The organism is Cohaesibacter celericrescens, from assembly GCF_002866925.1.
GTDB classification, from domain to species: Bacteria; Pseudomonadota; Alphaproteobacteria; order Rhizobiales; family Cohaesibacteraceae; genus Cohaesibacter; species Cohaesibacter celericrescens.
Map to the genome: position 1 here is coordinate 260,056 of NZ_PKUQ01000016.1, position 24,954 is coordinate 285,009.

Here is a 24,954-nt window from a genome sequence, read left to right on the forward strand (position 1 = left end):
TCATGGCAAAGCTGGTCGTTGACGGACATGAAATCGAGGTTCCTGGCGAATATACTCTTCTGCAGGCTGCTGAAGAGGCCGGGGCGGAGATTCCGCGTTTCTGTTTCCATGAACGTCTGTCCGTTGCGGGCAATTGCCGTATGTGCCTTGTTGAAGTTAAAGGTGGACCGCCTAAACCGACGGCCAGCTGCGCGATGCGTGTAGGCGATTTGCGTCCCGGTCGCGACGGTGAGCCGCCAGAAATTTTCACGAAATCGCCAATGGTCAAAAAGGCTCGTGAAGGGGTGATGGAATTTTTGCTCATCAACCACCCTCTGGATTGCCCGATTTGCGATCAGGCCGGCGAGTGCGATCTTCAGGATCAGGCTGTTGCTTATGGCAAGGGTGGCTCTCGCTATGGCGAGAACAAACGCGCCGTAGAGAACAAATATATCGGGCCTTTGGTTAAAACCGTGATGACCCGCTGCATTCACTGCACCCGCTGCGTGCGCTTCACCACTGAAGTGGCTGGCATTCAGGAGTTGGGGTTGATTGGACGTGGCGAAGACGCCGAAATCACCACCTATCTGGAAGCGGCGCTATCGTCCGAGTTGCAAGGCAACGTGATTGATTTGTGTCCTGTTGGGGCTTTGACCTCACGGCCCTATGCTTTTGCTGCCCGACCATGGGAATTGACCAAAACCGAAACCATCGATGTGATGGATGCGGTGGGGTCAAACATTCGGGTCGATACCCGCGGTCGGGAAGTGATGCGCATTCAGCCTCGGCTCAATGAAGCGGTGAATGAAGAGTGGATTTCTGACAAAACCCGCTTCATATGGGATGGGTTGAAATCTCAGCGTCTGGATCGGCCTTATGTTCGCAAGGATGGCAAACTCGTTGCTGTGGCTTGGGATGAAGCATTTGCTGCCGTTGCTGCCAAGTTGGATGGTGTGTCCGGTGACAACATCGGCGCGATTGCCGGGTCTATGGCATCAATCGAAGAAATGTACGCGTTGAAATCTGTGATGGGGGCGTTGGGCTCGGGCAATATGGATGCACGTCAAGATGGGTCGGTTCTGACATCTGCGATGGGCCGTGCATCTTATCTCTTCAATGCTACGATTGAAGGCATCGAAGAGGCCGACGCGATCCTTATTGTTGGTGCCAATCCGCGTCTAGAAGCGGCTGTGCTCAATGCGCGCATCCGCAAAAGCTGGTTGGATGGCAATACCCAAATCGGTTTGATCGGCGAACAGGCCGACTTGAAATATACCTATGACTATCTCGGAGCAGGCTCTGATGCGCTGGCTGACTTGGCCGCAGGCAAAGGCGACTTCTTCTCAGTATTGAAAAAGGCCGAGCGTCCTTTGATCCTGATCGGGCAGGGCGCAATCAACCATGATGATGGTGAGGCTGTGCTTGGGCAGACTGCCAAATTGGCGGTTGCTTGTGGTGCGGTTGGTTCTGAATGGAATGGTTTCTCAGTGTTGCATACCGAAGCCAGTGCTGTTGGTGCTTTGGAAATCGGTTTTGAGCCTCAAGCGGGTGGCAAAGATATTGCGACCATGCAAAAAGGCGGCGTAGATGTGTTGTTCCTTTTGGGGGCTGATGAATTGGCTTTTGATGCCTTTGATACGGCCTTTAAAATCTATATCGGTAGCCACGGAGACGCTGGTGCGCATGGGGCCGATGTTATTTTGCCCGCTGCGACCTACACCGAGAAGTCCGGCCTCTATTTGAACACCGAAGGTCGGGTGCAAATGACGGTTCGGGCCAATTTCGCGCCGGGTGAAGGCAAAGAGGACTGGGCCATCTTACGGGCTTTGTCTGCGGTTCTGGGCAAGACACTGCCTTTTGATAGCCTTCAGCAATTGCGTGAAAAACTGTTTGCCGAACACCCCGATCTTACCCGATTGGATGACTGTCTGGTGGGTGAGGTTGCTGCGATTGAAGCGCTGGCAAAGGGTGCTAAGGCCGTTAAAGGTCAGGCACTGGTATCGCCGATTTCTGATTATTATCTGACCAACCCTATTGCCCGCGCCTCTGCTGTCATGGCGGAATGCAGCGCTTTGGCAAAAGGGCGTGCGGCCGAGGCTGCGGAATGAGAGGACTGATAAATGAGTGAATTTCTCTCAAATTGGCTGATCCCGGGTGCGATCATGGTGGGGCAATCGCTACTGCTGCTGGTCGTTCTATTGATCGTGATTGCTTATATTCTGCTGGCTGACCGCAAAATTTGGGCGGCGGTGCAAATGCGGCGCGGGCCGAATGTGGTTGGGCCTTGGGGACTGTTCCAGTCCTTTGCCGATTTGCTCAAATTTGTACTCAAGGAACCGGTCATTCCATCTGGTTCTAATAAGGTTATTTTCTTGCTTGGCCCATTGGTCACTGTGACTGTCGCTTTGGCGGCTTGGGCCGTGGTGCCGGTGTCGGAAGGCTGGGCGATTGCCAACATCAATGTAGGGGTGCTTTATATTCTGGCAGTCTCAAGCCTTGGTGTGTATGGCATCATTATGGGTGGATGGGCTTCCAACTCCAAATATCCATTCTTGTCGGCGCTGCGCTCTGCTGCGCAAATGGTGTCCTATGAGGTGTCTATCGGATTTGTGATCGTGACCGTGCTGCTGTGCGCTGGATCGCTTAATCTGACCGAAATTGTCTTGGCGCAGAAAACCGGTTTTGCAACAGCGGTGGGGTTGCCGTCTTTGACCTTCTTGAATTGGTACTGGTTACCGCTGTTTCCGATGTTCGTCATCTTCTTTATCTCGGCTCTTGCCGAGACCAACCGTCCGCCGTTTGATTTGCCCGAAGCTGAATCCGAGCTGGTTGCCGGTTTCATGGTCGAATATGGCTCGACGCCCTACATGATGTATATGCTGGGAGAATATGTCGCGATTGCGCTGATGTGTTCCTTGACGGCAATCCTGTTTATGGGCGGCTGGTTGGCTCCGTTGGATTTCGCGCCCTTCACATGGATCCCGGGTGTGGTCTGGTTCATCCTCAAATCCGGTGCTGTATTCTTTATGATTGCCATGGTGAAAGCCTTTGTGCCGCGCTATCGCTATGATCAACTGATGCGTCTTGGTTGGAAAGTCTTCCTGCCTGTCTCGCTGTTTTATGTCGTGTTGGTGGCCGGTGTCTTGCAGTTTACTGGTTGGGCACCATGAGCGGAGAGGGTTCCTATGCTTGACCTGTCTTTACCCGGAATGGTTGGTGCTCTCGTCGGAGGCGTGATCGGTTGGGTTGATTTTAAAATGTTTGGTGGCTTGATCGGCGCCAAGTGGATGAAAATGCGTTCGGAGAAGGGCTTGGCCAATCATCCGAACACAAAAAAATATGGTGACTGGATTCAATTCGGGGTTTTTTGCGGAACCCAACTGCTGTTTCCGTTCATTGGTTATTGGGCCGGAGCGTCGCTGGCTGGTTAGTTGGAACTGGTTCGTCGGGGCTGGTTATTTGGGCCGGATAGGCCGCATTGGAGAGACAAATTATGGCACTTGCACAAGCTGCAAAATCGCTGATGTTGAAGGAGTTCGTTTCTGCCTTCTTCTTGTCGATGCGCTATTTCTTTGCGCCCAAAGCGACGGTGAACTATCCGTTCGAAAAAGGGCCGGTTTCGCCTCGTTTTCGCGGCGAGCATGCGTTGCGTCGCTATCCAAACGGGGAAGAGCGCTGCATTGCATGCAAATTGTGTGAAGCTATTTGCCCTGCTCAGGCAATCACGATTGAAGCGGGCCCACGCCGCAACGATGGTACGCGCCGGACCACACGGTATGACCTCGATATGACCAAATGCATCTATTGCGGGCTTTGCCAGGAGGCGTGTCCAGTAGAGGCTATCGTTGAGGGTCCCAATTTTGAGTTTGCGACCGAAACGCGCGAAGAGCTGTTCTATGACAAGAATAAACTCTTGGAAAATGGTGATCGTTGGGAGCTGGAACTGGCACGCAACATTGCAATGGATGCACCTTATCGCTGATGCGATGGATGCGAATGCAACGATAATAACAAGGAGGCTCTCTAGCGGAGCCAAGAGAGAAAGATATGATCCTTCAAAGCTTTTTCTTCTATCTGTTTGCAGCGGTGCTGTTGGGGTCGGGCCTTATGGTCATCGGGTCCCGCAATCCTGTTCATTCGGTGCTGTTTCTTATTTTGGCATTCTTTAATGCGGCAGGGTTGTTCGTATTGTTGGGGGCTGAGTTCCTCGCGATGTTGCTGGTTGTTGTGTATGTCGGTGCCGTTGCTGTGCTTTTCTTGTTTATCGTCATGATGCTGGATGTGGATTTTTCCGAACTGCGGTCCGGTTTTCTTCAATATATGCCGATTGGACTGGTGGTCGGTGTTGTGCTGTTGGCCGAATTGCTGATTGCCTTTAGCGGCTGGGCGATTACCCCTGAGCTGACCGGGCATTTGGGCGAGCCAATACCGGATATGGCAACTGTCTCGAATATCGAAGCGATCGGTGCGCTGCTTTATACGAAATATATCTATTATTTCCAGAGCGCGGCGATGATCCTTTTGGTGGCGATGATTGGCGCGATTGTGCTGACATTGCATCATCGCAAAGACGTCAAACGGCAGGATATTACGCGTCAGGTTGGCCGTACTGTCGAGAATTCGATTGAAATCAAACAGGTTGAATCAGGCAAGGGCATATAGCCCGCCAATTCTTCTGTCCAATTAACCCGTTTTAGGACGGGACGTGCGAAGAAGGGATACTCAGAGAGATGGAAGTCGGACTGAGCCATTATCTGACCGTTGCAGCGATCCTCTTTGTGATCGGGATGTTCGGCATTTTTCTCAATCGGAAGAATGTCATTGTCATCCTGATGTCAATCGAGTTGATCCTGTTGGCGGTGAATATCAATTTTGTCGCCTTCTCTTCGTATCTGGGCGATTTGTCAGGCCAGATTTTTGGCCTGTTTGTCTTGACTGTCGCTGCGGCAGAGGCTGCCATCGGGTTGGCCATTCTGGTCGTTTATTATCGCAACCGCGGATCAATCGCGGTTGAAGACATCAACATGATGAAGGGCTGAGGAAACCATGTATTCGGCCATCGTCTTTTTACCGTTGTTTGGGTTTTTGATTGCCGGTCTTTTTGGCCGCTCGATCGGGCATAGGTCAGCGGAGACCATTACTAGTGGATTGGTTATTCTTGCCGCTCTATTGTCATGGATCGCTTTTTTGTCAATTGCAATCGGGCAAACCGAACCTCAAATTGTGCCCGTTATGAGCTGGATTCATTCCGGTACACTCTCCATTGACTGGACGATCCGCGTTGATGCACTGACCGCGGTTATGCTGGTGGTGGTCAATACGGTCTCTGCCGTGGTGCATGTCTATTCCATCGGCTATATGCATGATGATCCGCATCGGGCACGCTTCTTTGCGTATCTGTCTTTGTTCACCTTTACGATGTTGTCGCTGGTCACGGCTGATAACCTGCTTCAGATGTTCTTTGGCTGGGAGGGTGTGGGCCTCGCGTCTTACTTGTTGATTGGGTTCTGGTATCAAAAACCGTCCGCCAATGCGGCTGCCATGAAAGCCTTTATCGTCAACCGTGTTGGCGATTTCGGCTTCCTGCTGGGTATCTGTGGTATCTATGTTTTGTTTGATACCACCAGCTTTGCCGACATCTTTTCGGCGGCTCCTTCTATGGCAGATAAGACGATTGTGTTTTTGGGGCATGAGTGGAGCGCGATGACCACCGTATGCCTGTTGTTGTTTATGGGCGCGATGGGCAAATCAGCTCAGTTTTTACTGCACACATGGTTGCCAGATGCGATGGAAGGCCCGACGCCTGTCTCCGCACTCATTCATGCCGCAACAATGGTGACCGCCGGTGTCTTTATGGTCGCGCGTCTGTCTCCTTTGTTCGAGCTTTCTCCCACTGCGCTTGAAGTGGTTACTTTTGTCGGGGCGACAACAGCTTTCTTTGCTGCGACCGTCGGCTTGGTTCAGAATGATATCAAGCGTGTGATCGCCTATTCGACCTGTTCCCAGTTGGGGTATATGTTTGTGGCGTTGGGTATTGGTGCTTATGGCGCTGCAATTTTCCACCTGTTTACGCATGCCTTCTTCAAGGCTCTGTTGTTCCTTGGTGCCGGGTCTGTGATCCATTCTGTGTCAAACGAGCAAGACATGCGCCGCATGGGCGGTTTGGCTAAACATATCAAAGTTACCTACTGGATGATGATGATTGGAACGCTGGCGCTAACGGGTGTTGGCATTCCCGGAACGATTATCGGATTTGCTGGGTTTAATTCCAAGGACGCCATCATCGAGTCAGCTTATGCGGCCCACAATGCGGTCAGTGGTTATGCCTTTGGTATGGTGGTTATCGCTGCGTTGTTCACCAGCTTCTACAGTTGGCGTTTGATCTTCATGACCTTCCACGGCAAAGAACGCATGAGCGCGGATGTGAAAGCCCATATTCACGAAAGTCCCAAGGTTATGATCCTGCCTTTGATGCTGCTGGCCGTTGGTGCGGTCTTTGCGGGCATGGTGTTCTCTGGCTACTTCTTCGGGGAGCATTATGATGCCTTCTGGAATGGCACATTGTTCACAAGTGAAGAAAACCACATTTTGCACGCCTTCCATGATGTGCCGTGGGCGGTGAAACTGGCGCCGTTCGTTATGATGCTGATCGGTCTTGTGACGGCTTATATATTCTATATTCGCGCACCCAATCTGCCAAAGCGGCTGGCTGCACGTCACACATGGTTGTATAAGTTTCTGCTCAACAAATGGTATTTCGACGAAATCTATGACGTTTTGTTCGTACAGTCCGCCAAGAAACTCGGTGCCTTGTTATGGAAGAGGGGCGATGAGCAGGTGATTGATCGTTTTGGCCCCAACGGCATTGCGGCACGGGTCATGGGGATGACCAATCGGATCGTTCGTTTGCAGACCGGCTATCTCTATCACTATGCCTTTGCCATGATGATCGGTGTTGCGCTGATTATCACCTATACCATGCTTAGCGGGGGGGCGCATTAATGAGCGATTGGCCACTTCTTTCGACCGTCGTTTTCCTGCCTCTGGTGGGTGCCTTGATGATCCTTTTGGTCAAGGGCGACAGCGAGCTTTCCCGTCGAAACATCAACAATGTCGCGCTCTGGACAACGATTGTGACGTTTTTGATTTCATTGTTGATCTGGAACCAGTTCGACAATGCCAGCCCCGGTTTTCAAATGCAGGAAAGGGCGGATTGGCTAAGCGCAACCATTTCCTACCGGATGGGCGTCGACGGCATTTCGATGCTGTTTGTCATTCTGACAACCGCTTTGATGCCTGCTGCCATCTTTGCCAGTCGCAATTCAATCAACAAGCGCGTCAAAGAATATATGATCGCCTTTTTGGTGCTCGAAACCATGATGATCGGCGTGTTTTGCGCGCTTGATATGGTGCTGTTCTATGTGTTTTTTGAAGCAGGGCTCATTCCGATGTTTATTATCATCGGCGTGTGGGGTGGACAGAACAGGGTCTATGCCAGCTTCAAGTTTTTCCTATATACGCTGGTCGGTTCGGTTTTGATGCTGCTTGCGATCATGGCGATGTATTGGGAAGCGGGTACGACTGATATCGTGTTGTTGCTGGCGCATCCTTTCTCGCAACAGATGCAGTTCTGGCTGTGGATCGCATTCTTTACCTCCTTTGCGGTGAAAATGCCGATGTGGCCATTTCACACTTGGTTGCCCGATGCGCATGTGCAGGCGCCAACCGCTGGATCCGTTATTCTTGCCGGTATTTTGTTGAAAATGGGAGGCTACGGTTTTTTGCGATTCTCGCTGCCGATGTTCCCGCTGGCGTCTGACATGTTTGCGCCGATGATCTTTACTCTGTCGGTTATCGCCATCATCTACACATCTCTTGTGGCTTTGGCGCAAAAGGATATCAAAAAGCTAATTGCCTATTCGTCCGTTGCTCATATGGGGTATGTGACGATGGGGTTGTTCACGGTGACCTCGCAAGGTGTGCAGGGTGGCATATTCCAGATGCTGTCACACGGGTTGGTTTCGGGGGCGTTGTTCCTGTGTGTCGGTGTTGTCTATGACCGCATGCATACACGCGAAATTTCTGCCTATGGCGGGTTGGTCAATCGCATGCCGGTGTTCGCGACCCTGTTCATGATCTTTACCATGGCCAATGTCGGATTGCCCGGAACCTCCGGTTTTGTCGGTGAGTTCCTGACCATCGTGGGCATTTTTCAAGTCAATAACTGGGTGGCCTTTTTCGCGACGACAGGGGTTATTCTGTCCGCGGCCTATGCCTTGTGGCTGTATCGCCGTGTGGTCTTTGGCAAGATGGAAAAAGAAAGCCTTAAGGGCATTCTTGATATGGACCAGCGCGAAAAGTTCATTCTCGTTCCACTGGCTGTGTTGACCATTCTATTCGGGCTATATCCGGCCCCAATTCAGAATGTGACGGCGGCGTCGGTGGAAAATCTGATCAACAATTATCAAGCAGCTCTGGCTGCTGCAGACAAGGTTGCTGTTCTGGCCCAATAGGCTTGTAGGCAATCGCAAAATGAAGTGAGTGAAACATGACCTCTGAGTTGGCTGCGCTTCCGGACCTGATGCCGGCATTGCCGGAAATTCTGCTGGCAGTGGGCGCTATGGTGTTGTTGATGATCGGTGCCTTTGGTGGCCCGCGCACCAGTCAGATGGTGACCGGTCTTGCCGTGGCGCTTTTGATCATTGCTGGTGCTATCTTGCTGTTAAGTCCTGGTGGCACGGTGGTGACATTCAATGGTGCCTTCATTCAAGATCCGTTTTCGCGTTTGATGAAGATTCTCGTTTTGGTCGGCTCAGGTGTCGCTTTGGCCATGTCAGTCGGTTTCTCCAGAGTGGAAAAATTCGAGACCATCGAGTTTCCGGTGCTGATCCTGCTGGCGACTTTGGGCATGATGATGATGCTCTCGGCCAATGATATGATCGCTGTTTATCTGGCGTTGGAGCTGCAATCCCTTGCGCTGTATGTTGTCGCGTCGATCAAACGTGACAGTACCAAGGCGACAGAAGCGGGCCTAAAATACTTTGTTTTGGGTGCATTGTCGTCGGGTATGCTGCTGTATGGCATGAGCCTGATATACGGCTTTACCGGACAAACGTCTTTTGCTGGTATTGCCGAGGCTCTGCATACTGATGAAGCCGGTATTGGTGCGATCTTTGGCTTGGTCTTCATTTTGGCTGGCCTGACATTCAAGATTTCGGCTGTTCCGTTCCATATGTGGACACCGGATGTTTATGAAGGTGCACCGACACCTGTCACTGCATTTTTAGCCGCGGCGCCCAAAGTGGCGGCAATGGGTTTGATTGTTCGGGTTGTCTTTGGTGCCTTTGAGCCATTCGATAGTCAATGGCAGCAAGTGATCATCTTTGTCTCTATGCTTTCGATGGTTTTGGGATCTTTTGCTGCCATCGGACAACGGAATATCAAACGACTGATGGCTTATTCTTCCATTGGTCACATGGGATATGCGTTGGTTGGTCTGGCTGCGGGCAGCGCGGCCGGCGTTGAAGGCGTGATCATTTACATGATCATTTATGTCGTTATGACGCTGGGTGCTTTTGCGGCCATTTTGTCGATGCGGCGCAAAGATGGCATGGTGGAAAGTATTGATGATCTATCCGGTTTGTCCAAAACCGATCTGCCCATGGCGTTTCTGTTGAGCGTGATCATGTTCTCGCTTGCGGGTATTCCATGGATGGGTGGTTTCTTCGGTAAATTCTTTGTGTTTCTTGCTGCTGTTGAAGCGGGGCTTTACCCGCTGGCTATCATTGGTGTTTTGGCCTCTGTTGTGGGGGCTTACTATTATCTGCGTATCGTCAAGATTATGTTCTTTGATGATCCGGCGCCGGTGTTTGAGAAAACCTCTGTCGAGCTTCGGCTGGTGTTGGTGCTGTGTGGTTTGTTTGTCTTTTCGATGGTGGTTTTCATCGGTCCCATACGGGCGATGGCTGAAGCTGCGGCCAAGAGCTTCTTTTAGGTGCGGATCAGTACGGACCTAGTTTCACAAGACAGATATCATTTCGTGTGATATGAGTTGCCTGCCCGAGGCTTGCCTCGGGCAGTGTTGTTTTTCAATCCTTTGATATGAGATTTTTTTGGCCAAGTTACCCGGTTCCTATCGTCACGTTTCGTTTGATACTCTTGATTCAACCAATAAATATGCCTTGAAAGTGGCCGCCGAGGGCGACGCAGGCAATTTGTGGGTGACAGCTGGCCAGCAAAGCGATGGGCGCGGCCGTCGCGGACGCCCATGGAGTTCGAATGAAGGCAATCTCTTTGCCTCTTTGTTGCTCATTGATCCCGCTCCCATAAAAGATATCGGTCAATTGCCATTGGTCAGTGCCGTTGCTGTGCATCGTGCGATTTGTGACGTGGTACCGCCGCATCTGCGCGGAGCTATCAGCATCAAATGGCCCAATGATGTGCTCTGGGATAATCAAAAAATATGTGGAATTTTGCTTGAGAGCAGTGGGCTGTTGTCGGGGCATCAGGCTGTTGTGGTTGGTATTGGCGTCAATTGCCGCACGCATCCAGACAGAACCGACGGTCTATCGGCCACCAACCTGTCGCAGAGCGGATATGACGTTGATCCACTCGCTTTGTTTGAACGACTGGCATTCCACATGGCGGAACGGCTTGATTGTTGGAATGGTGGTCTTGGATTGGCCGATATTCGCGAAGATTGGCTTAGTCGCGTACGCGGTTTGGGCAAGCCCATCGTGGCGCGCCTTCCGAATGAAGAAGTGCACGGGGTGTTTGAACAATTGGACGAAAAAGGCGGCTTGATAATGCTGCTGCCCGACGGTACGCGACGTGTGATTTATGCTGGCGACGTTTTCTCGCCCGGCACATTGACATAATGGCGCGTAGGTGCGCCGAACTGAGAGAGATGTATGGAAGCTTCTGAACTGGTGTTTATGCCCCTTGGCGGGGTCGGCGAAATCGGCATGAATATGGCGCTGTATGGTGTTGGCCCTAAAGACGACAGGCGTTGGCTGATTGTTGATTTTGGTGTTGCATTTGCCCACGAGGCGCACCCTGGTGCTGATTTGATTTTTGCTGATATTCGTTTTCTCGAGCATGAAAAGGATCGGATCGAAGGCATTGTCATTACCCATGGGCATGAAGACCATTTTGGCGCTTTGTTTTCTCTTTGGCCCAAGTTGCGTGCGCCTGTTTATGCGACTGGGTTTTTGGCCGATTTGGTGGCCGCCAAGGGCGAAGCCGAGTATGATGCCGAGGATGTTCCGGTGACCCGCGTAGCGCAAGGTGAGGCGGTTCAGATTGGTCCCTTTAATGTTGAATTTGTGCCCGTTTCCCACTCCATACCGGAAGCCAATGCCTTGGCCATTCGTACCAAGCATGGGCTTGTGCTGCATACCGGTGACTGGAAACTGGATGAGACACCCGGTGTCGGGCGGGGCACGGATATTGCCCGTTTGAAAGAACTGGGGCAGGAAGGTGTGTTGGCGCTGGTGGGAGATTCCACCAATGCGACGACGGAAGGCTCTTCTATTTCTGAACGTGATGTTGAGGAAGAGCTCAAGCGTCTGATTGCCAAAGCGCCGCATCGCGTGGCGGTGACGACCTTTGCATCCAATGTTTCTCGGGTGCAGGCTATTGCCCGCGCAGCGCGGGCCAATGACCGCCAATGTGTGGTGGTGGGGCGTGCGCTTTTGCGTTTCATCGAAGTGGCGCAGGAACAAGGCTATTTGACGGATGTTCCGGAGTTTTTGTCCGATGACGAATATGGTTACCTACCTCGAGACAAGGTCGTGGCGATCCTGACCGGCTCACAGGGCGAAAAACGCGCAGCATTGGCGCGTGTTGCCAGTGGGGAGCATCGGTCGGTGCAGTTCTCCAAGGGGGATCAGGTGATCATGTCGTCCAAGACCATCCCTGGCAATGAGCGGGCGATTGGTGAAGTGATCAATAATCTTGCACGACAGGATGTCGACGTTATTACCGTAAAAGACGCCCCTGTGCATGTGTCCGGGCATCCAAAGCGTGGTGATATGCGCAAACTTTATGAGTGGATACAACCCGAAATGGCCATTCCTGTGCATGGGGAAGAAATGCATTTGAAAGCACATGGCAAGTTGGCGCGCGAATTGGGTGTGCGTGAAGTTTTGCATGTGCGTAACGGTTGGATGGCGCGTCTTGCTGGTGGCAAGGTGAGAAGCTGGGATACGAATCGCGGTGGCCGCTTATACAAAGACGGCTCACTGGTTGGCACCTTTGAAGATATGGGCATTCAGGAACGCCGCAAATTGTCTTTTGTCGGGCATATCACGGTGTCGATTACGGTCAATCGCCAAGGGGAGGTGCTGGGGCAACCACAAATGTGCCTTGCGGGTATCCCCGAGCGTGACGCCAAAGGGCGCCTGTTCATCAGCATTGTTGAATCCGGTATCTTTGGTGCCCTAAAGGGCATGCCTGCCAAAAAGCGTAAGGATGTTGACCTGCTGAGAGAAGCGGTGCGACGTTCTGTCCGTGGAGAAGTTCATCAATATTGGTCTAAAAAGCCAGTTGTCGCCGTCATGATCAACCTTGTATGACATACGTGACGTTTTCCTCGCCAGCTATGTGATCCCGTACGGGACTTGCTGGCTATAAAGGCGAGACAGTGAAAGGATTCTAAGAAATGATTGGTCGTCTCAACCACGTTGCTATTGCTGTTTCTGATTTGAAAGCCGGTGTTGCTGTATATGGTGGCGCACTGGGTGCAAAAGTGTCAGAACCGCAGGACGAGCCAGATCACGGCGTGCGTGTGGTCTTTGTGGAATTGCCGAATTCCAAGGTTGAATTGCTCGAGCCTTTGGGTGAGAACAGCCCGATTGCTAAATTCCTTGAAAAGAACCCAATGGGTGGCATTCACCACGTATGTTACGAAGTCGAAGATCTGCTTGCGGCGCGTGATAAACTCAAAGCGGCAGGGCTGCGGGTGCTTGGAGATGGCGAACCAAGAATTGGTGCGCACGGCAAGCCGGTTTTGTTTCTGCATCCTAAAGATTTTTGCGGTACTTTGACCGAGCTGGAACAAATTTAAGTTTACGCTCGAAAACAGGACAGACTATATGACGCTTGCTAGTGGCCTCGCAGTCTATTTCATTATTTGGTGGATTTCGCTTTTTCTCGTGCTTCCCTTTGGGGTAAAAACACAAGCTGAGACGGAAGGGGATGACATGCGTCTTGGCACCGCGCCAAGCGCCCCGGCCAAAGCAATGATGCTGCGTAAAATCTTGGCCACAACGGTGTTGGCAAGTCTTTTGTTCGGCGCATTCTATTGGGCCGTTGAGATTATGGGACTGGGTCTGGATGACCTGACCTTCATGCCGATGCCCGATGATCTGCGTTAAATACCTGTTCTGATTACAAAAATACAATGGGTCTGTTGCTTATGTGCAATGGACCCTTTTTTTGGACGGTGTTGTGCTTAAAATCGGATGATTGTCATAAATATGTATTGAAACCCAAATAAGACATACAAGCATGCTTGTCTAAGCAACCAACAGTAACCATATGAAAAATATAGGGAAAAGAACATAAAAAAAACAAGGCCCGAAAGCCTTGCTTTTAGAGTAATCGCGACGTGATCTCTGTACTCAACTTGCTTATTTTGGCTAGTAGAGAGCGGCAGCAGCGTGAAGCGCGCCCGAGATCTGTATCCTCCCAAGACATTTTTCGCGCGAGATGAGATAACAGTGGTGAGCGTATCTCTTATTATTATGTCGGGAGAGTAATCCCAATAATTAGTTTTGTCATCCTCATTTTTAGACATTTGCGTAGTTTTTCGCAATTTCATGATCTCTTTTCGGTTGTACCAATTGTATGGGTGTAGCGTCTAAGCATAAAGTCGAATATTTAAGGTGCTGTTGCTCGCTATTTGGCGCGCGGTATACTGCTTATCCTGTGTAAAAACAGTATGGGGCGGTGGTTTTGTCGATATTTGATGTCGCATGGTTATTCTCAGTCTATAAAGACGGCAACAACGCTTGTCGGTTCCAAGACTCGCGCGCCTTGTGTTGCGCATAGTCGGTGCAACCTTTTCGTTTCTGATCCTGATAGAAAGAGCCAAGTCACATGCGTCTTTCCCGCTATTTCCTGCCTATCCTTAAAGAAAATCCCAAAGAGGCAGAGATTGTCTCGCATCGCTATATGCTGCGCGCTGGCATGATCCGTCAGCAGCAGGCCGGTATTTACAGCTGGCTGCCATTGGGATTGAAAGTGCTGCGCAAAGTCGAGCAGATTGTGCGCGAGGAACAGAATCGCTCCGGTGCAACAGAATTGCTGATGCCGACACTGCAACCTGCTGAATTGTGGAAAGAGAGCGGGCGTTACGATGACTATGGCAAGGAAATGCTGCGCATCGTGGATCGCCATGATCGCGATATGTTATTTGGTCCGACCAACGAGGAAATGATCACCGACATTTTCCGTTCTTCGGTCAAATCCTACAAAGATTTGCCGCTCAATCTGTATCATATTCAGTGGAAATTCCGCGATGAGATCCGCCCGCGTTTTGGCGTGATGCGGGGGCGAGAATTCCTGATGAAAGACGCTTATAGCTTTGATATCGATGAGGCACGGGCGCGTGAGGCTTATCACAGGATGTTCGTGGCCTATTTGCGCACTTTCAAACGTCTTGGCATGACGGCTATTCCCATGAAGGCAGACACAGGCCCAATTGGTGGTGATCTCAGCCATGAGTTCATTATTCTGGCAGATACCGGCGAGAGCGAGGTTTTCTGCCATAAAAGTTATCTCACAAAACCGGTGCCCGGTGATGATGTTGACTTTGATAGTGATTTGTCCGGCTATATTGCCGATTGGACAAAAGAATATGCCGCTACCGATGAGATGCATGACGAAACTGCGTTCAATGCTATTCCGGCAGAAGACCAGATTGCGGCACGTGGCATTGAAGTGGGGCACATATTCTATTTTGGTACAAAATACTCTGAGTCTATGGGCGCGACAGTAATGGCCGCTGATGGCAAGGACTATCCCGTTCATATGGGATCATATGGTGTCGGTGTTTCCCGTCTTCTTGGCGGTATCATTGAAGCCAGCCATGACGAGAACGGAATTATTTGGCCAAAATCGGTCAGTCCGTTCGATGTTGGTCTGATCAACATGAAGGTTGGCAATGAAGAGACTGATGCTGCCTGTGAACAGCTGTATGAGCGCCTTGGAAATGCCGGATTTGATGTTCTCTATGACGACCGCACCGGCCAAGCTGGTGCCAAGTTTGCCACTATGGATCTGATTGGCCTGCCCTCGCAGCTTATTGTTGGACCCCGTGGTTTGAAGTCGAATGAAGTGGAAATCAAAGATCGCGCCACCGGAGAGCGCGAATTGGTTTCCCTCGATGCAGTGGTTGATCGTATCATCGCAAGTAATTGATTCGACAATACTGCTTGAAGGGCCGCCCTGTGGATTGCATCTATCTGGTGGCCCCCGTCTGGAGAAGTGAATGTCCGCGTCAAAGGCCCAATCATCATTCGCGCTGTTTGAGTGGATGATGGCGTTCCGCTATTTGCGCTCGCGCAGGCGGGAAGCTTTCATTTCCATTATTTCCTGGTTATCTTTCTTCGGAATCATGTTGGGCGTGGCTACGCTGATCATTGTGATGGCCGTGATGAACGGGTTCCGAACGGAACTTCTGGATAAAATACTTGGCATCAACGGACATTTGGTTGTTCAGCCGCAAGATACCGACCTTACAGATTATAATGCCATTACCAAGCGCGTTGAAGGCGTGGATGGCGTGACCTTTGTGGTGCCCTTTGTTGAGGGGCAGATCCTTGCTTCTGGGGCTGGGGGATCCAGCGGCGCACTGGTGCGTGGTTTGACGGAAGAAAGCCTGAAAAAGCTCAAGGCAGTCTCAAGCAAAGTGTTGCAGGGGACGTTTAGCGATTTTGATGCCTCAGAAGGTGTGGCGCTTGGCTCTCGTTTGGCGCGAACCTTGGGGGTCGTGGTCGGTGATAAAGTCAAATTGATTTCGCCCAATGGAGCGGTGACGCCTATGGGTGTCGCGCCACGGATCAAGGCCTATCCTGTCAAGGCGGTGTTTGAAATCGGCATGAGTGAATATGATAGCACCTTCATTTTCATGCCCTTGGAATATGCCCAAGCCTATTTCAATCAGGAAGGCAAAGTTTCGGCGATTGAGGTTTATGTGGAAGATCCTGACGAAGTCGGGGTTCTGCGTGCTCCGGTCGAAGAAGCCGTCAACCAGCAGGTGTTTATTACGGATTGGCGTTTTCGCAATGTCACTTTCTTCTCTGCATTAGAGGTCGAGCGAAACCTGATGTTTATCATCCTGACGCTCATCATTCTGGTTGCTGCTTTGAATATTATTTCCGGGTTGATCATGTTGGTGAAAGACAAGGGCAATGATATTGCTATTCTGCGCACCATGGGGGCAACACGCGCTTCTATCATGCGAATCTTCATGATTACGGGTGCTGCGATCGGTTTCATCGGCACCATGGCAGGCTTCATATTGGGGCTTGTTGTCTGTCTCAATATCGAATCCATTCGCCAGTTTGTTTCCTGGATGACCAGTACCGAGCTCTTCTCGCCAGAATTGTATTTCCTATCCAAATTGCCGGCAGACATGGATATGACCGAAACGGTTTCGGTGTTATTGATCGCCCTGGTGTTGTCGTTCCTTGCGACCATCTATCCTGCGTGGCGTGCTGCTACACTCGATCCGGTGGAGGCGCTACGTTATGAATAGGAAAAGTTTTTTCTGGCCTGTCTTATCCGAGGAAGAGAAACGCCTGCGTGCCTCGGATGTTGATCGCGGGTCTTCTTCTAACGGCTCGTCTTCAGATGCTCCTGCTGCACCGGCGATGCCATCGGATGAAAACTATTATCAGAGTGAAATGCCGAACCAAACCTACACCACTTCGCATGAAGCGGTTATGCCGTCGGCACTGTCATCCATTCCTGCCGCACCATCGTCGCCAGTGATGCCATCGGCAGAGACTGCACGGGGAGGCCGTGGGTATGAAGATGAAGTGATCCATGAAGGAGATGCGTTGCTTGTTCTGGAGAATATTACACGCTCCTATGAACAGGCGGATAATCATCTGGTTGTATTGGATGGAGCCGACTTGACCGTGCGTGCTGGTGAAATGGTCGCTTTGGTTGCGCCGTCAGGGGCGGGTAAGTCGACGCTCCTGCATATTGCAGGGTTATTGGAGCGGCCCAGTGCAGGTGAAATTTATATTGCTGGGCACCCGCAGGGCAACGCGCCGGATCGGGAGCGTACACTGATGCGTCGCAATGAAATCGGGTTCGTTTATCAGTTCCATCATTTGTTGGCTGAATTTTCTGCATTGGAAAATGTCGCGTTGCCACAGCTTATTCATGGTGAAAAGGTCGCGGAGGCCCAAAGCCGCGCTTTGGAACTGTTGCGCTATATGAAGGTTGATCATCGAGCATCTCACCGCCCTTCGGAATTGTCTGGCGGGGAGCAGCAGCGCGTAGCAATTGCCCGTGCCATGGCCAATGCACCGCGCGTTTTGTTGGCTGATGAGCCAACGGGGAACCTGGATCCCACAACGTCTGATTATGTGTTTCGCGCGCTTAACTCACTGGTTAAACAGTCCGGAATTGCTGCTTTGGTGGCGACGCATAATCTGTTTCTTGCAGAACGAATGGATCGTCAGATTACATTGGTGGATGGCAAAATCGTCGAGCTGTAGGTTCGAGCAATCAATTTTCTCTTCATTTCGAATATTCTGATCCGATCTGGCCGGTCAGGTGGCTTTGCTATGGCTGTTGAAAAGTTTTGGACAGGTGGGGATAACTGTCTGCTTTCCCCGCCTTTCTGCGTTTTATTTGTGAATGCGTCCTGAATAAGCTGTGTGATCTAGCATGCAAGCTTATGGCAGCAATGTGAACGGGGTTCGGTGCTGCAAAGGGGGTGGGCCCTAAGCCTGTTATTGTGTGGCGCCTGTGAATAAAAGGTGAACATAATCCTGTAAGTCATTGTAAATAGTATACTATTAAAAAAATATTGCTTAGGAATTTTTAGCTTGTTAAAAGAACAAAACAAATACATAATAAGTTCAAATATAGAACAAACCTGAGGATTTCAAAATGATTATTCGTGATGTTCTGGCCCTTGGTTCCCTAATTACCTTTATGTCGATGCTCAGTGTGTGGACACAAATTCTCGTTTAACAATGAAAGTGGGGCCGTTATCCGCTTTGTGGATATGTTTCTGCTGCTGTGGGCTTTTGGTTGCGTGTCGATTGGGACAATCAAAGCAACAAATGTTGTTTGGCATAAACGGGGAAAGAAAAATGAGAGGCTTTGCGACTCACTGATCTGTGACCTATTCTGTCGCCTTCAAACTGTACTGGTCGTAAAGAGCGGTTCTTTGTATTTTGATGAGCTGGAAAGGTGAATGAACCATGGCCGAGATATCCAAAGAGCTTAAGTTCATTCATCTGCATGTTCATTCTGCCTATTCGCTTCTTGAGGGCGCGCTGCCCGTCGGTAAACTTCTTAAAAAGACCAAGGGCGCGAGTATGCCCGCTGTTGCGATGACTGATACGCGCAACCTGTTTGGTGCATTGGAGTTTTCTCAAAAAGCCACCGGTGACGGTATTCAGCCTATTCTTGGTTGTCAGGTTGAGGTTGATTTTCAGGATGGCGATCTGGCCGGGGTCGGGCACACGGATTATCCGACACTCGTTCTAATAGGCGCTACGGATGTTGGCTGGTCTAATCTGGTGCGACTGGTCTCGCGTTCCTTCATGGCGCCGCAAGATGATCAGGACCCCCATGTTTCCATGGCTGATGTGGCCGAATTTTCAGAAGGGGTGATTTGCCTTACCGGTGGCGGCAATGGGCCTGTTGATCGCGTTCTTTTCAACCATCATGTAGAATTGGCGTCTGACAGACTGAAAAGCCTCAAGGAAATGTTCGCTGATCGCCTTTATATTGAGATCATGCGACACGGTATGGCGCATGAGGCCATTGTCGAACCACAGATATTGGATTTGGCCTATGGGCTCGATATTCCTTTGGTTGCTACAAATGATGTTTACTTTGCTGAGCGTGATGATTTTGAAGCCCATGATGCGCTGATCGCAATTGCTGCGGGTAAGGTGTTGGTTCAGGATGATCGCAGGCATTTGACGCCCGAACATTATTTTAAGACTCAGGATGAGATGGCAGAGCTGTTTGCTGATTTACCCGAAGCCTTGGACAATACCATCGAGATTGCTAGGCGATGTTCTTCGCGGGCTCGAACGATTCAGCCTATTCTGCCTCGTTTTGCCGGTGCTGATGCCGACCCTGCCGAAGCGGAAAAACACGAGTCTGATGAATTGGCACGGCAGGCACGAGAAGGGCTGCAAAAGCGTCTGGATGTGCATGGTCTTGCGCCGGACAAAGAAGAGAAAGACTATTGGGATCGGCTTGAATTCGAATTGGGAATTATCCAGTCGATGAAGTTCCCGGGTTACTTTTTGATCGTTGCTGATTTTATCAAATGGGCAAAAGATCAGGGTATTCCTGTCGGACCGGGCCGTGGATCTGGCGCGGGATCGTTGGTGGCGTGGTCCTTGACCATTACAGACCTTGACCCGTTGCGCTTTGCTTTGCTGTTCGAACGTTTTTTGAATCCTGAACGTGTTTCGATGCCTGACTTTGATATCGACTTCTGTCAGGACCGGCGTGAAGAGGTTATTCATTATGTTCAGCGCAAATATGGACGCGAGAATGTAGGCCAGATCATCACTTATGGTACGCTGCAAGCGCGCGCTGTTTTGCGCGATGTGGGGCGCGTGTTGCAAATGCCGTTTGGGCAAGTTGATACACTTTGTAAGCTGGTGCCGATGAAGGGGGCCGTATCGGTTTCTCTCCCTGAAGCGTTGGAACAGGAGAGACGCCTTCGGGTTGCTCGAGAAGAAGAGGAAATCGTTGACCGGTTGATCACCATGTCACTCAAACTGGAGGGTCTGTACCGTCACGCTTCAACACACGCTGCCGGTATCGTGATTGGTGACCGTTCCCTTGATAAACTTGTTCCGATGTATCGAGACCCGCGCTCGGATATGCCTGTTACCCAGTATAATATGAAGTGGGTTGAGCAAGCCGGGCTGGTTAAGTTCGACTTTTTGGGTCTAAAAACCCTGACCGTACTCGAATATGCCGTTCGGTTTGTGGCGCAGCGCGGTATTGAGATCAATTTGGCCGAAATTCCCATTGATGACAAACCGTCCTACGACATCCTTGCCAAGGGTGAGACTGTTGGGGTGTTCCAGCTTGAGAGTATGGGCATGCGCAAAGCACTGCTCGATATGAACCCTGACCGGTTTGAAGATATCATCGCTATCGTGGCGTTATATCGTCCCGGTCCTATGGCCAACATTCCCACTTATTGTGCTCGTAAACGTGGGGACGAAGAGCCTGATTATATGCACGAGCTGCTAGAGCCTGTGCTGAATGAAACATACGGCATTATCATTTATCAGGAACAGGTGATGCAGATCGCCCAGATCCTGTCGGGTTACTCCCTTGGCGAAGCTGATATGCTGCGCCGCGCGATGGGTAAAAAGATCCGCGAAGAAATGGAAAAGCAGCGGGTCCGTTTTTGTGATGGTGCTGAAGAGCGTGGGGTGCGCCGAGAACAAGCATCCGAGATTTATGATCTCGTTGCTAAATTTGCCGATTATGGTTTTAACAAATCACACGCTGCGGCTTATGCGTTGGTTGCCTATCAAACCGCTTATATGAAGGCTAACTATCCCGTTGAGTTTTTGGCAGCGATCATGACGCTGGATATGAACAATACGGATAAATTGTCCGAATTTCGCAGGGATGCCATCCGGTTGGGCATTGAAGTGCGGCCTCCGTCAATCAATGAGTCAGCCGTCGAATTTGTTGTGAAAGATGGTGCGATTGTTTATTCAATGGCTGCCATTAAGGGGGTTGGGCAACCAGCCGCAGAACATATCATGGAGGTGCGCGGCGATCGCCCCTTCAAGGATCTGGCTGATTTTGCCAAACGGATCAGTCCGCGTGTTTTGAATAAGCGTACGGTTGAAAATCTTGCGGCGGCAGGCACCTTTGATGTGCTTAATCCGAACCGCGCTCAGGTTGTGGCGTCGATTGATGTCATCATGGGGGAAGCTGCCAGTCATGCGCGAGATTCCTCGTCGGGGCAGGGTGGATTGTTTGGTGCGGAAGAAGCGGCTCCGCTTCCGTTACCGGATATGCGTCCCTGGACGAGCGAAGAAAAACTGCAGCGAGAATATAGCGCCATTGGCTTTTATCTCTCAGCTCATCCGCTAGACGAATATATCCCGCAGCTTGAAAAAATGCGCATCCAGCTGTGGCAACCCTTTGAAATTGCGGTCAAGCAAGGTGCCAGCGCGGGGCGCTTGGCCGGCACCATCACTGGTCGTCAAGAACGCAAGACCAAAAAAGGTAACCAGATGGGGATCATCAATATATCGGATCCCACGGGGCAATATGAGGCGGTCTTGTTTTCAGAAGCCTTGCACCGTTTTCGCGATATGTTGACGCCCGGTAAAACTGTCATTTTGGAAGTCGGTGCAGATGAGCGACCTGAAGGGGTGTCCGTGCGGATTAACAATGTGCGGCCGTTGGAGGGGGATGGCTTGCAGAAGACCATGCGTGTCTTTGTGCGTGATCCAAAGCCACTCAATTCTTTGAAAGCACAGCTTGATGATCGTGGCGATGGGGATGTTTCTGTGATCGTGATGCTTGATGAAGGCGATTGTGAAGTTGAGATGCGGCTGAATGGCAAATATTATGTCTCGCCTGAAGTGGGGCGCGCGCTCAAGGCGATACCCGGCATTGTTGATGTGCAGGTGGGTGCCTATTGATCTTTGCAAGCGATCGGGCGCGCAGGGCTAACGGTAGTCTTTAAAACTTGAAACCAAACTGTCAAAAACGGCCCGCACGCGTGGGACATGCCTTAAATCCTCGTGGGTGACAATCCAGGTATCCAACTGTGGCAGGTTCACTTGTGACAATATTTGCCGGAGGTCGGGGACATTCCTGCCAATGGGATGTTGTGTAATGCCAATGCCCACACCAGCGCGCATGGCCGCTATCTGGGCGGGATGGCTATCGGTGCGCAGAACAGCGTCTGACAAGGGTAGCTTAGTCCCCAGTGCGTCAAACAATGCACAGTCGCTTTCGTTCCGGTCTGGCCCGATCACGTCATGGCTACGCAAATCTAACAGAGTTTCTGGTGTCCCGTGATTGTCGAGATAGCTGGTGCTGGCGAAAAATCCAAGCGGAATGCTGGCGACTTTCTTGGCAATCAAAGCCGCTTGCGTCGGTGTTGTTGTTCGGACGGCGATGTCCACCTCTTGGTGTAAAATGTTGGCTGGCAGGTTGCTTAACTCCAGCTCAATCCGGACCGCAGGGTGTTGTACACGCAATTTGGCCAGCATTTTGGGTAATGTTTCTACGCCCATGAATTCGGGTACGCTGAGCCGAACAGTCCCTGCTATTTCGCCCGGATGAGCGGAAGCGGTTCTGATGAATTGCTCAGAGGCCATTGCCATAGCACTTGCGGATTCATGCAAGGCACGGGCGCTTTCTGTCGGGGTTAAGCCATTGGCCGATCTCGTGAATAAGACGGTGCCAAGGCCTTCTTCTAGCGCGGCAATGCGGGCTCTGATCGTGGGGTGAGACACTGCCAAGCGCCGTGCCGCTCCTGAAAGGCTACCTTCTTCCAGTACCGCCAAAAAACAGCGTTGATCATCCCATGAAATATGTTTGCTCATAACTTTTATACTAGCTGCTGTAAGATTAATTGCAATTTCTTTTCAACTCGCTGGTGCGCACATTGTGAGCAGTCAACGTTTGGAGATGAGAAATGATCAAAGAGAATAGTTGTCATAAAATGGCGCTTGTATTGGGAGCGACGGGTGGAATCGGTGGGGCAATTGCATCTGCATTGTTGAGGCATGGTTGGCATGTGCGCGGGTTGGCAAGGGATGTTAGCAAAGCCAGCCGGAAAGGGCCGAACGCTATTGAATGGATTGAGGGTGACGCAATGCGATCGGGTGATGTTGCCCGAGCCGCGGACGGTGTGTCTGTGCTTGTGCATGCGGTTAACCCTGCTGGTTATCGCAACTGGGATCGATTGGTATTGCCGATGATCGACAATTCTATTGCCGCTGCTCGCGACACGAGAGGGGCAGGGGGCAGTGCCCGAGTCGTTTTGCCTGGCACGATCTATAATTACGATGCGGCTACGACACCTGTCGTTGATGGGCAAACAGAGCAACGAGCAAACAGCGCAAAAGGCAAGATACGGATTGCTCTTGAACAAAGGCTCAAGAATGCTGCACCTGAGGTTCCGTCGCTCATTCTTCGTGCCGGTGATTTTTTTGGTCCCGGAGCACGGTCTAGTTGGTTTTCTCAATTGATGGTGAAATCTGGTAAGCCGGTTGCCAAGTTGGTCAATCCGGCCCGAGGCGGGGGGCATAGCTGGGCTTATTTGCCTGACCTTGCGGAAAGCTTCGCTTTGCTTCTCGAAGAGCGAGAGAGGCTTTCGGACTTTGAAGTGCTTCAGTTTGAGGGGCTTTATGATGAAAGGGGGCAAGACTTAATTGATGGGCTGTCCCGAGTTGTCGGGCGTGCATTGCCAGTGCGTCGTTTCCCGTGGTGGGCCCTTAAGGCAGTAGCTCCATTTGGCGGTTTTGCAAGGGAAGCGGCAGAGATTGCACCTCACTGGCATCATCCTTTGCGTTTGGACAATAGCCGCCTTGTGCAATTGTTGGGTGCGGAGCCGCGTACAAAACTGGATGATGCGCTGCGGGCGACCTTGAAGGATATGGGCTGTTTGAAATATCGGCCTTAAGGGCGTTTTCTGGGCCGTTTTCCCCATTGGATGCTCCCATTGTCTGCGGCTTTATTTGGTTGTTAGTGGTTCTTGAGCTGGAGATGGTTGCAGGGATTGTTTGCGAGCAAACATAACGACGTTGCCTGATAGGGCTAAGACCAGACCAAGGATTCCGCTCCAATGCCAGATATATCCTTCATAGATTGTGGACAGCGTCAGCGCGACAATCGGGAACAGAACGGTTGCGTAGGCGGCCTTGGCTGATCCAATTTTTGCAACGAGCACCAAATAGGTGGTGAATCCGACAATCGAACCGAAGGTCGCAAGGTAAACCAAGGCGCCAAAATAGGTCTTATCGGGTGGTGCAACAACGGGGGTGCCGGTTAGGCCAATCAGCATAAGCAGGATCACGGCTCCGTAGCCCATCGCCCACGCATTGGCGATGGTGGGCGAAATGCCTGCTTGTGAGTTGCGACGGGAGGCCATGTTGCCCAGTGAGAAAAACAAAGTGCCTAGGCCAGCCAGAGCAATACCTTGGAATATTTCTGTCGTTTCACTGGAAATGATATCTCTCCCAAACAATAAGGCTAGCCCTGAAACACCCAGTAGACTGGCCAGAAGCACGCGTTTTGTTATGCGGTCGCCAAATATGAGGCGGGCATTGATTGCGTTAAAGATGGTTGCTAGTGAGAAGATGATCGAGATAAGGCCTGAAGGAATGAAGGCTGCTGCGGTATAAAAGCATATGAAATTGAGACTAAAAAGGCACAGGGCTTGAGAGATCAAGCCGACTTGATGCTTCTTTTCTGGCAGCTTCAGGCGGCCGCTTATGGCGAGAATGATCAGAAACAGAATGCTTGCCAAAGCAAAGCGATAAAAAACCGATACCAAAACGGGGACGGCACCCACCTGCATCGCAATCGCGATCCAAGTGGTGCCCCAGATCAGAACGGTAGATAAGAACAGAAACGGGATCATCAGTGTTACCTCATATAAACGAACCCTGCTGGTAGCCACATTTTGCTTTTATGTTTTGCACGATCTTGCGGTAAAAAATGCGATTGGCGCGTTCAGTGCCTTTTCCTTGTGTCTTCGTGTTGGTA

At 51.0% G+C, this 24,954-nt stretch carries 20 protein-coding genes; 18 read left to right on the forward strand and 2 right to left on the reverse strand.

Features of this window, described 5'->3' with window-relative positions:
• Positions 1 to 2: 2 nt before the first annotated feature.
• The 17 genes from nuoG (at position 3) to dnaE (ending at position 21,875) form a co-directional block, all read left to right on the forward strand.
• A complete protein-coding gene (gene nuoG, locus C0081_RS09115; protein ID WP_101533487.1) occupies positions 3 to 2,087 on the forward strand; it encodes an NADH-quinone oxidoreductase subunit NuoG in 2,085 nt (694 codons plus the stop codon).
• Positions 2,088 to 2,099: 12 nt separating this feature from the next.
• Entirely contained in the window at positions 2,100 to 3,149 is a 1,050-nt protein-coding gene (gene nuoH, locus C0081_RS09120) for an NADH-quinone oxidoreductase subunit NuoH (protein WP_101533488.1), read from the forward strand.
• Between the two features lie 15 nt (positions 3,150 to 3,164).
• Entirely contained in the window at positions 3,165 to 3,410 is a 246-nt protein-coding gene (locus C0081_RS09125) for a hypothetical protein (protein WP_101533489.1), read from the forward strand.
• A gap of 62 nt (positions 3,411 to 3,472) precedes the next feature.
• A complete protein-coding gene (nuoI, locus tag C0081_RS09130; protein WP_101533490.1) occupies positions 3,473 to 3,961 on the forward strand; it encodes an NADH-quinone oxidoreductase subunit NuoI in 489 nt (162 codons plus the stop codon).
• Positions 3,962 to 4,026: 65 nt separating this feature from the next.
• Positions 4,027 to 4,641 carry an NADH-quinone oxidoreductase subunit J gene (locus tag C0081_RS09135; RefSeq protein WP_101533491.1) on the forward strand — a complete coding sequence of 205 codons (615 nt, stop codon included), beginning with the start codon at positions 4,027 to 4,029 and terminating at the stop codon, positions 4,639 to 4,641.
• A gap of 68 nt (positions 4,642 to 4,709) precedes the next feature.
• Complete coding sequence (nuoK, locus tag C0081_RS09140) at positions 4,710 to 5,018, forward strand: NADH-quinone oxidoreductase subunit NuoK (RefSeq protein WP_101533492.1); 309 nt, start codon at positions 4,710 to 4,712, stop codon at positions 5,016 to 5,018.
• Between the two features lie 7 nt (positions 5,019 to 5,025).
• A complete protein-coding gene (gene nuoL, locus C0081_RS09145; RefSeq protein WP_101533493.1) occupies positions 5,026 to 6,981 on the forward strand; it encodes an NADH-quinone oxidoreductase subunit L in 1,956 nt (651 codons plus the stop codon).
• A complete protein-coding gene (locus C0081_RS09150) occupies positions 6,981 to 8,492 on the forward strand; it encodes an NADH-quinone oxidoreductase subunit M (protein WP_101533494.1) in 1,512 nt (503 codons plus the stop codon). Before nuoL ends, C0081_RS09150 begins: the two co-directional genes overlap by 1 nt.
• A gap of 35 nt (positions 8,493 to 8,527) precedes the next feature.
• Complete coding sequence (gene nuoN / locus C0081_RS09155) at positions 8,528 to 9,973, forward strand: NADH-quinone oxidoreductase subunit NuoN (RefSeq protein ID WP_101533495.1); 1,446 nt, start codon at positions 8,528 to 8,530, stop codon at positions 9,971 to 9,973.
• 118 nt (positions 9,974 to 10,091) lie between these two features.
• Positions 10,092 to 10,856, forward strand: a complete 765-nt coding sequence (locus C0081_RS09160) for a biotin--[acetyl-CoA-carboxylase] ligase (protein WP_180966819.1) — start codon at positions 10,092 to 10,094, stop codon at positions 10,854 to 10,856.
• Between the two features lie 33 nt (positions 10,857 to 10,889).
• Complete coding sequence (locus C0081_RS09165) at positions 10,890 to 12,554, forward strand: ribonuclease J (protein ID WP_101533497.1); 1,665 nt, start codon at positions 10,890 to 10,892, stop codon at positions 12,552 to 12,554.
• A gap of 86 nt (positions 12,555 to 12,640) precedes the next feature.
• Positions 12,641 to 13,045 carry a methylmalonyl-CoA epimerase gene (gene mce, locus C0081_RS09170; RefSeq protein ID WP_101533498.1) on the forward strand — a complete coding sequence of 135 codons (405 nt, stop codon included), beginning with the start codon at positions 12,641 to 12,643 and terminating at the stop codon, positions 13,043 to 13,045.
• A 28-nt stretch (positions 13,046 to 13,073) separates the two neighbouring features.
• Positions 13,074 to 13,355 carry a DUF1467 family protein gene (locus tag C0081_RS09175; protein ID WP_101533499.1) on the forward strand — a complete coding sequence of 94 codons (282 nt, stop codon included), beginning with the start codon at positions 13,074 to 13,076 and terminating at the stop codon, positions 13,353 to 13,355.
• A gap of 724 nt (positions 13,356 to 14,079) precedes the next feature.
• Positions 14,080 to 15,402 (forward strand): proline--tRNA ligase, encoded by a 1,323-nt coding sequence (gene proS / locus C0081_RS09185; protein ID WP_101533501.1) that lies wholly within the window; start codon positions 14,080 to 14,082, stop codon positions 15,400 to 15,402.
• Between the two features lie 70 nt (positions 15,403 to 15,472).
• Complete coding sequence (locus tag C0081_RS09190; RefSeq protein WP_245417902.1) at positions 15,473 to 16,741, forward strand: lipoprotein-releasing ABC transporter permease subunit; 1,269 nt, start codon at positions 15,473 to 15,475, stop codon at positions 16,739 to 16,741.
• 235 nt (positions 16,742 to 16,976) lie between these two features.
• Complete coding sequence (locus C0081_RS09195) at positions 16,977 to 17,714, forward strand: ABC transporter ATP-binding protein (protein WP_101533741.1); 738 nt, start codon at positions 16,977 to 16,979, stop codon at positions 17,712 to 17,714.
• Between the two features lie 714 nt (positions 17,715 to 18,428).
• The gene (dnaE, locus tag C0081_RS09205) at positions 18,429 to 21,875 is read left to right on the forward strand and encodes a DNA polymerase III subunit alpha (RefSeq protein ID WP_101533503.1); all 3,447 of its coding nucleotides are present in this window, start codon (positions 18,429 to 18,431) and stop codon (positions 21,873 to 21,875) included.
• A gap of 27 nt (positions 21,876 to 21,902) precedes the next feature.
• On the opposite strand, the gene C0081_RS09210 is transcribed toward dnaE, so the two are convergent.
• Positions 21,903 to 22,787, reverse strand: a complete 885-nt coding sequence (locus tag C0081_RS09210; protein ID WP_101533504.1) for a LysR family transcriptional regulator — start codon at positions 22,785 to 22,787, stop codon at positions 21,903 to 21,905.
• Between the two features lie 92 nt (positions 22,788 to 22,879).
• On the opposite strand from C0081_RS09210, the gene C0081_RS09215 reads away from it, so the two are divergent.
• The gene (locus tag C0081_RS09215) at positions 22,880 to 23,869 is read left to right on the forward strand and encodes an NAD-dependent epimerase/dehydratase family protein (RefSeq protein ID WP_101533505.1); all 990 of its coding nucleotides are present in this window, start codon (positions 22,880 to 22,882) and stop codon (positions 23,867 to 23,869) included.
• Positions 23,870 to 23,920: 51 nt separating this feature from the next.
• Here C0081_RS09215 and C0081_RS09220 read toward each other — a convergent pair whose 3' ends face one another.
• Entirely contained in the window at positions 23,921 to 24,829 is a 909-nt protein-coding gene (locus C0081_RS09220; RefSeq protein ID WP_101533506.1) for a DMT family transporter, read from the reverse strand.
• Positions 24,830 to 24,954 lie beyond the last annotated feature (125 nt).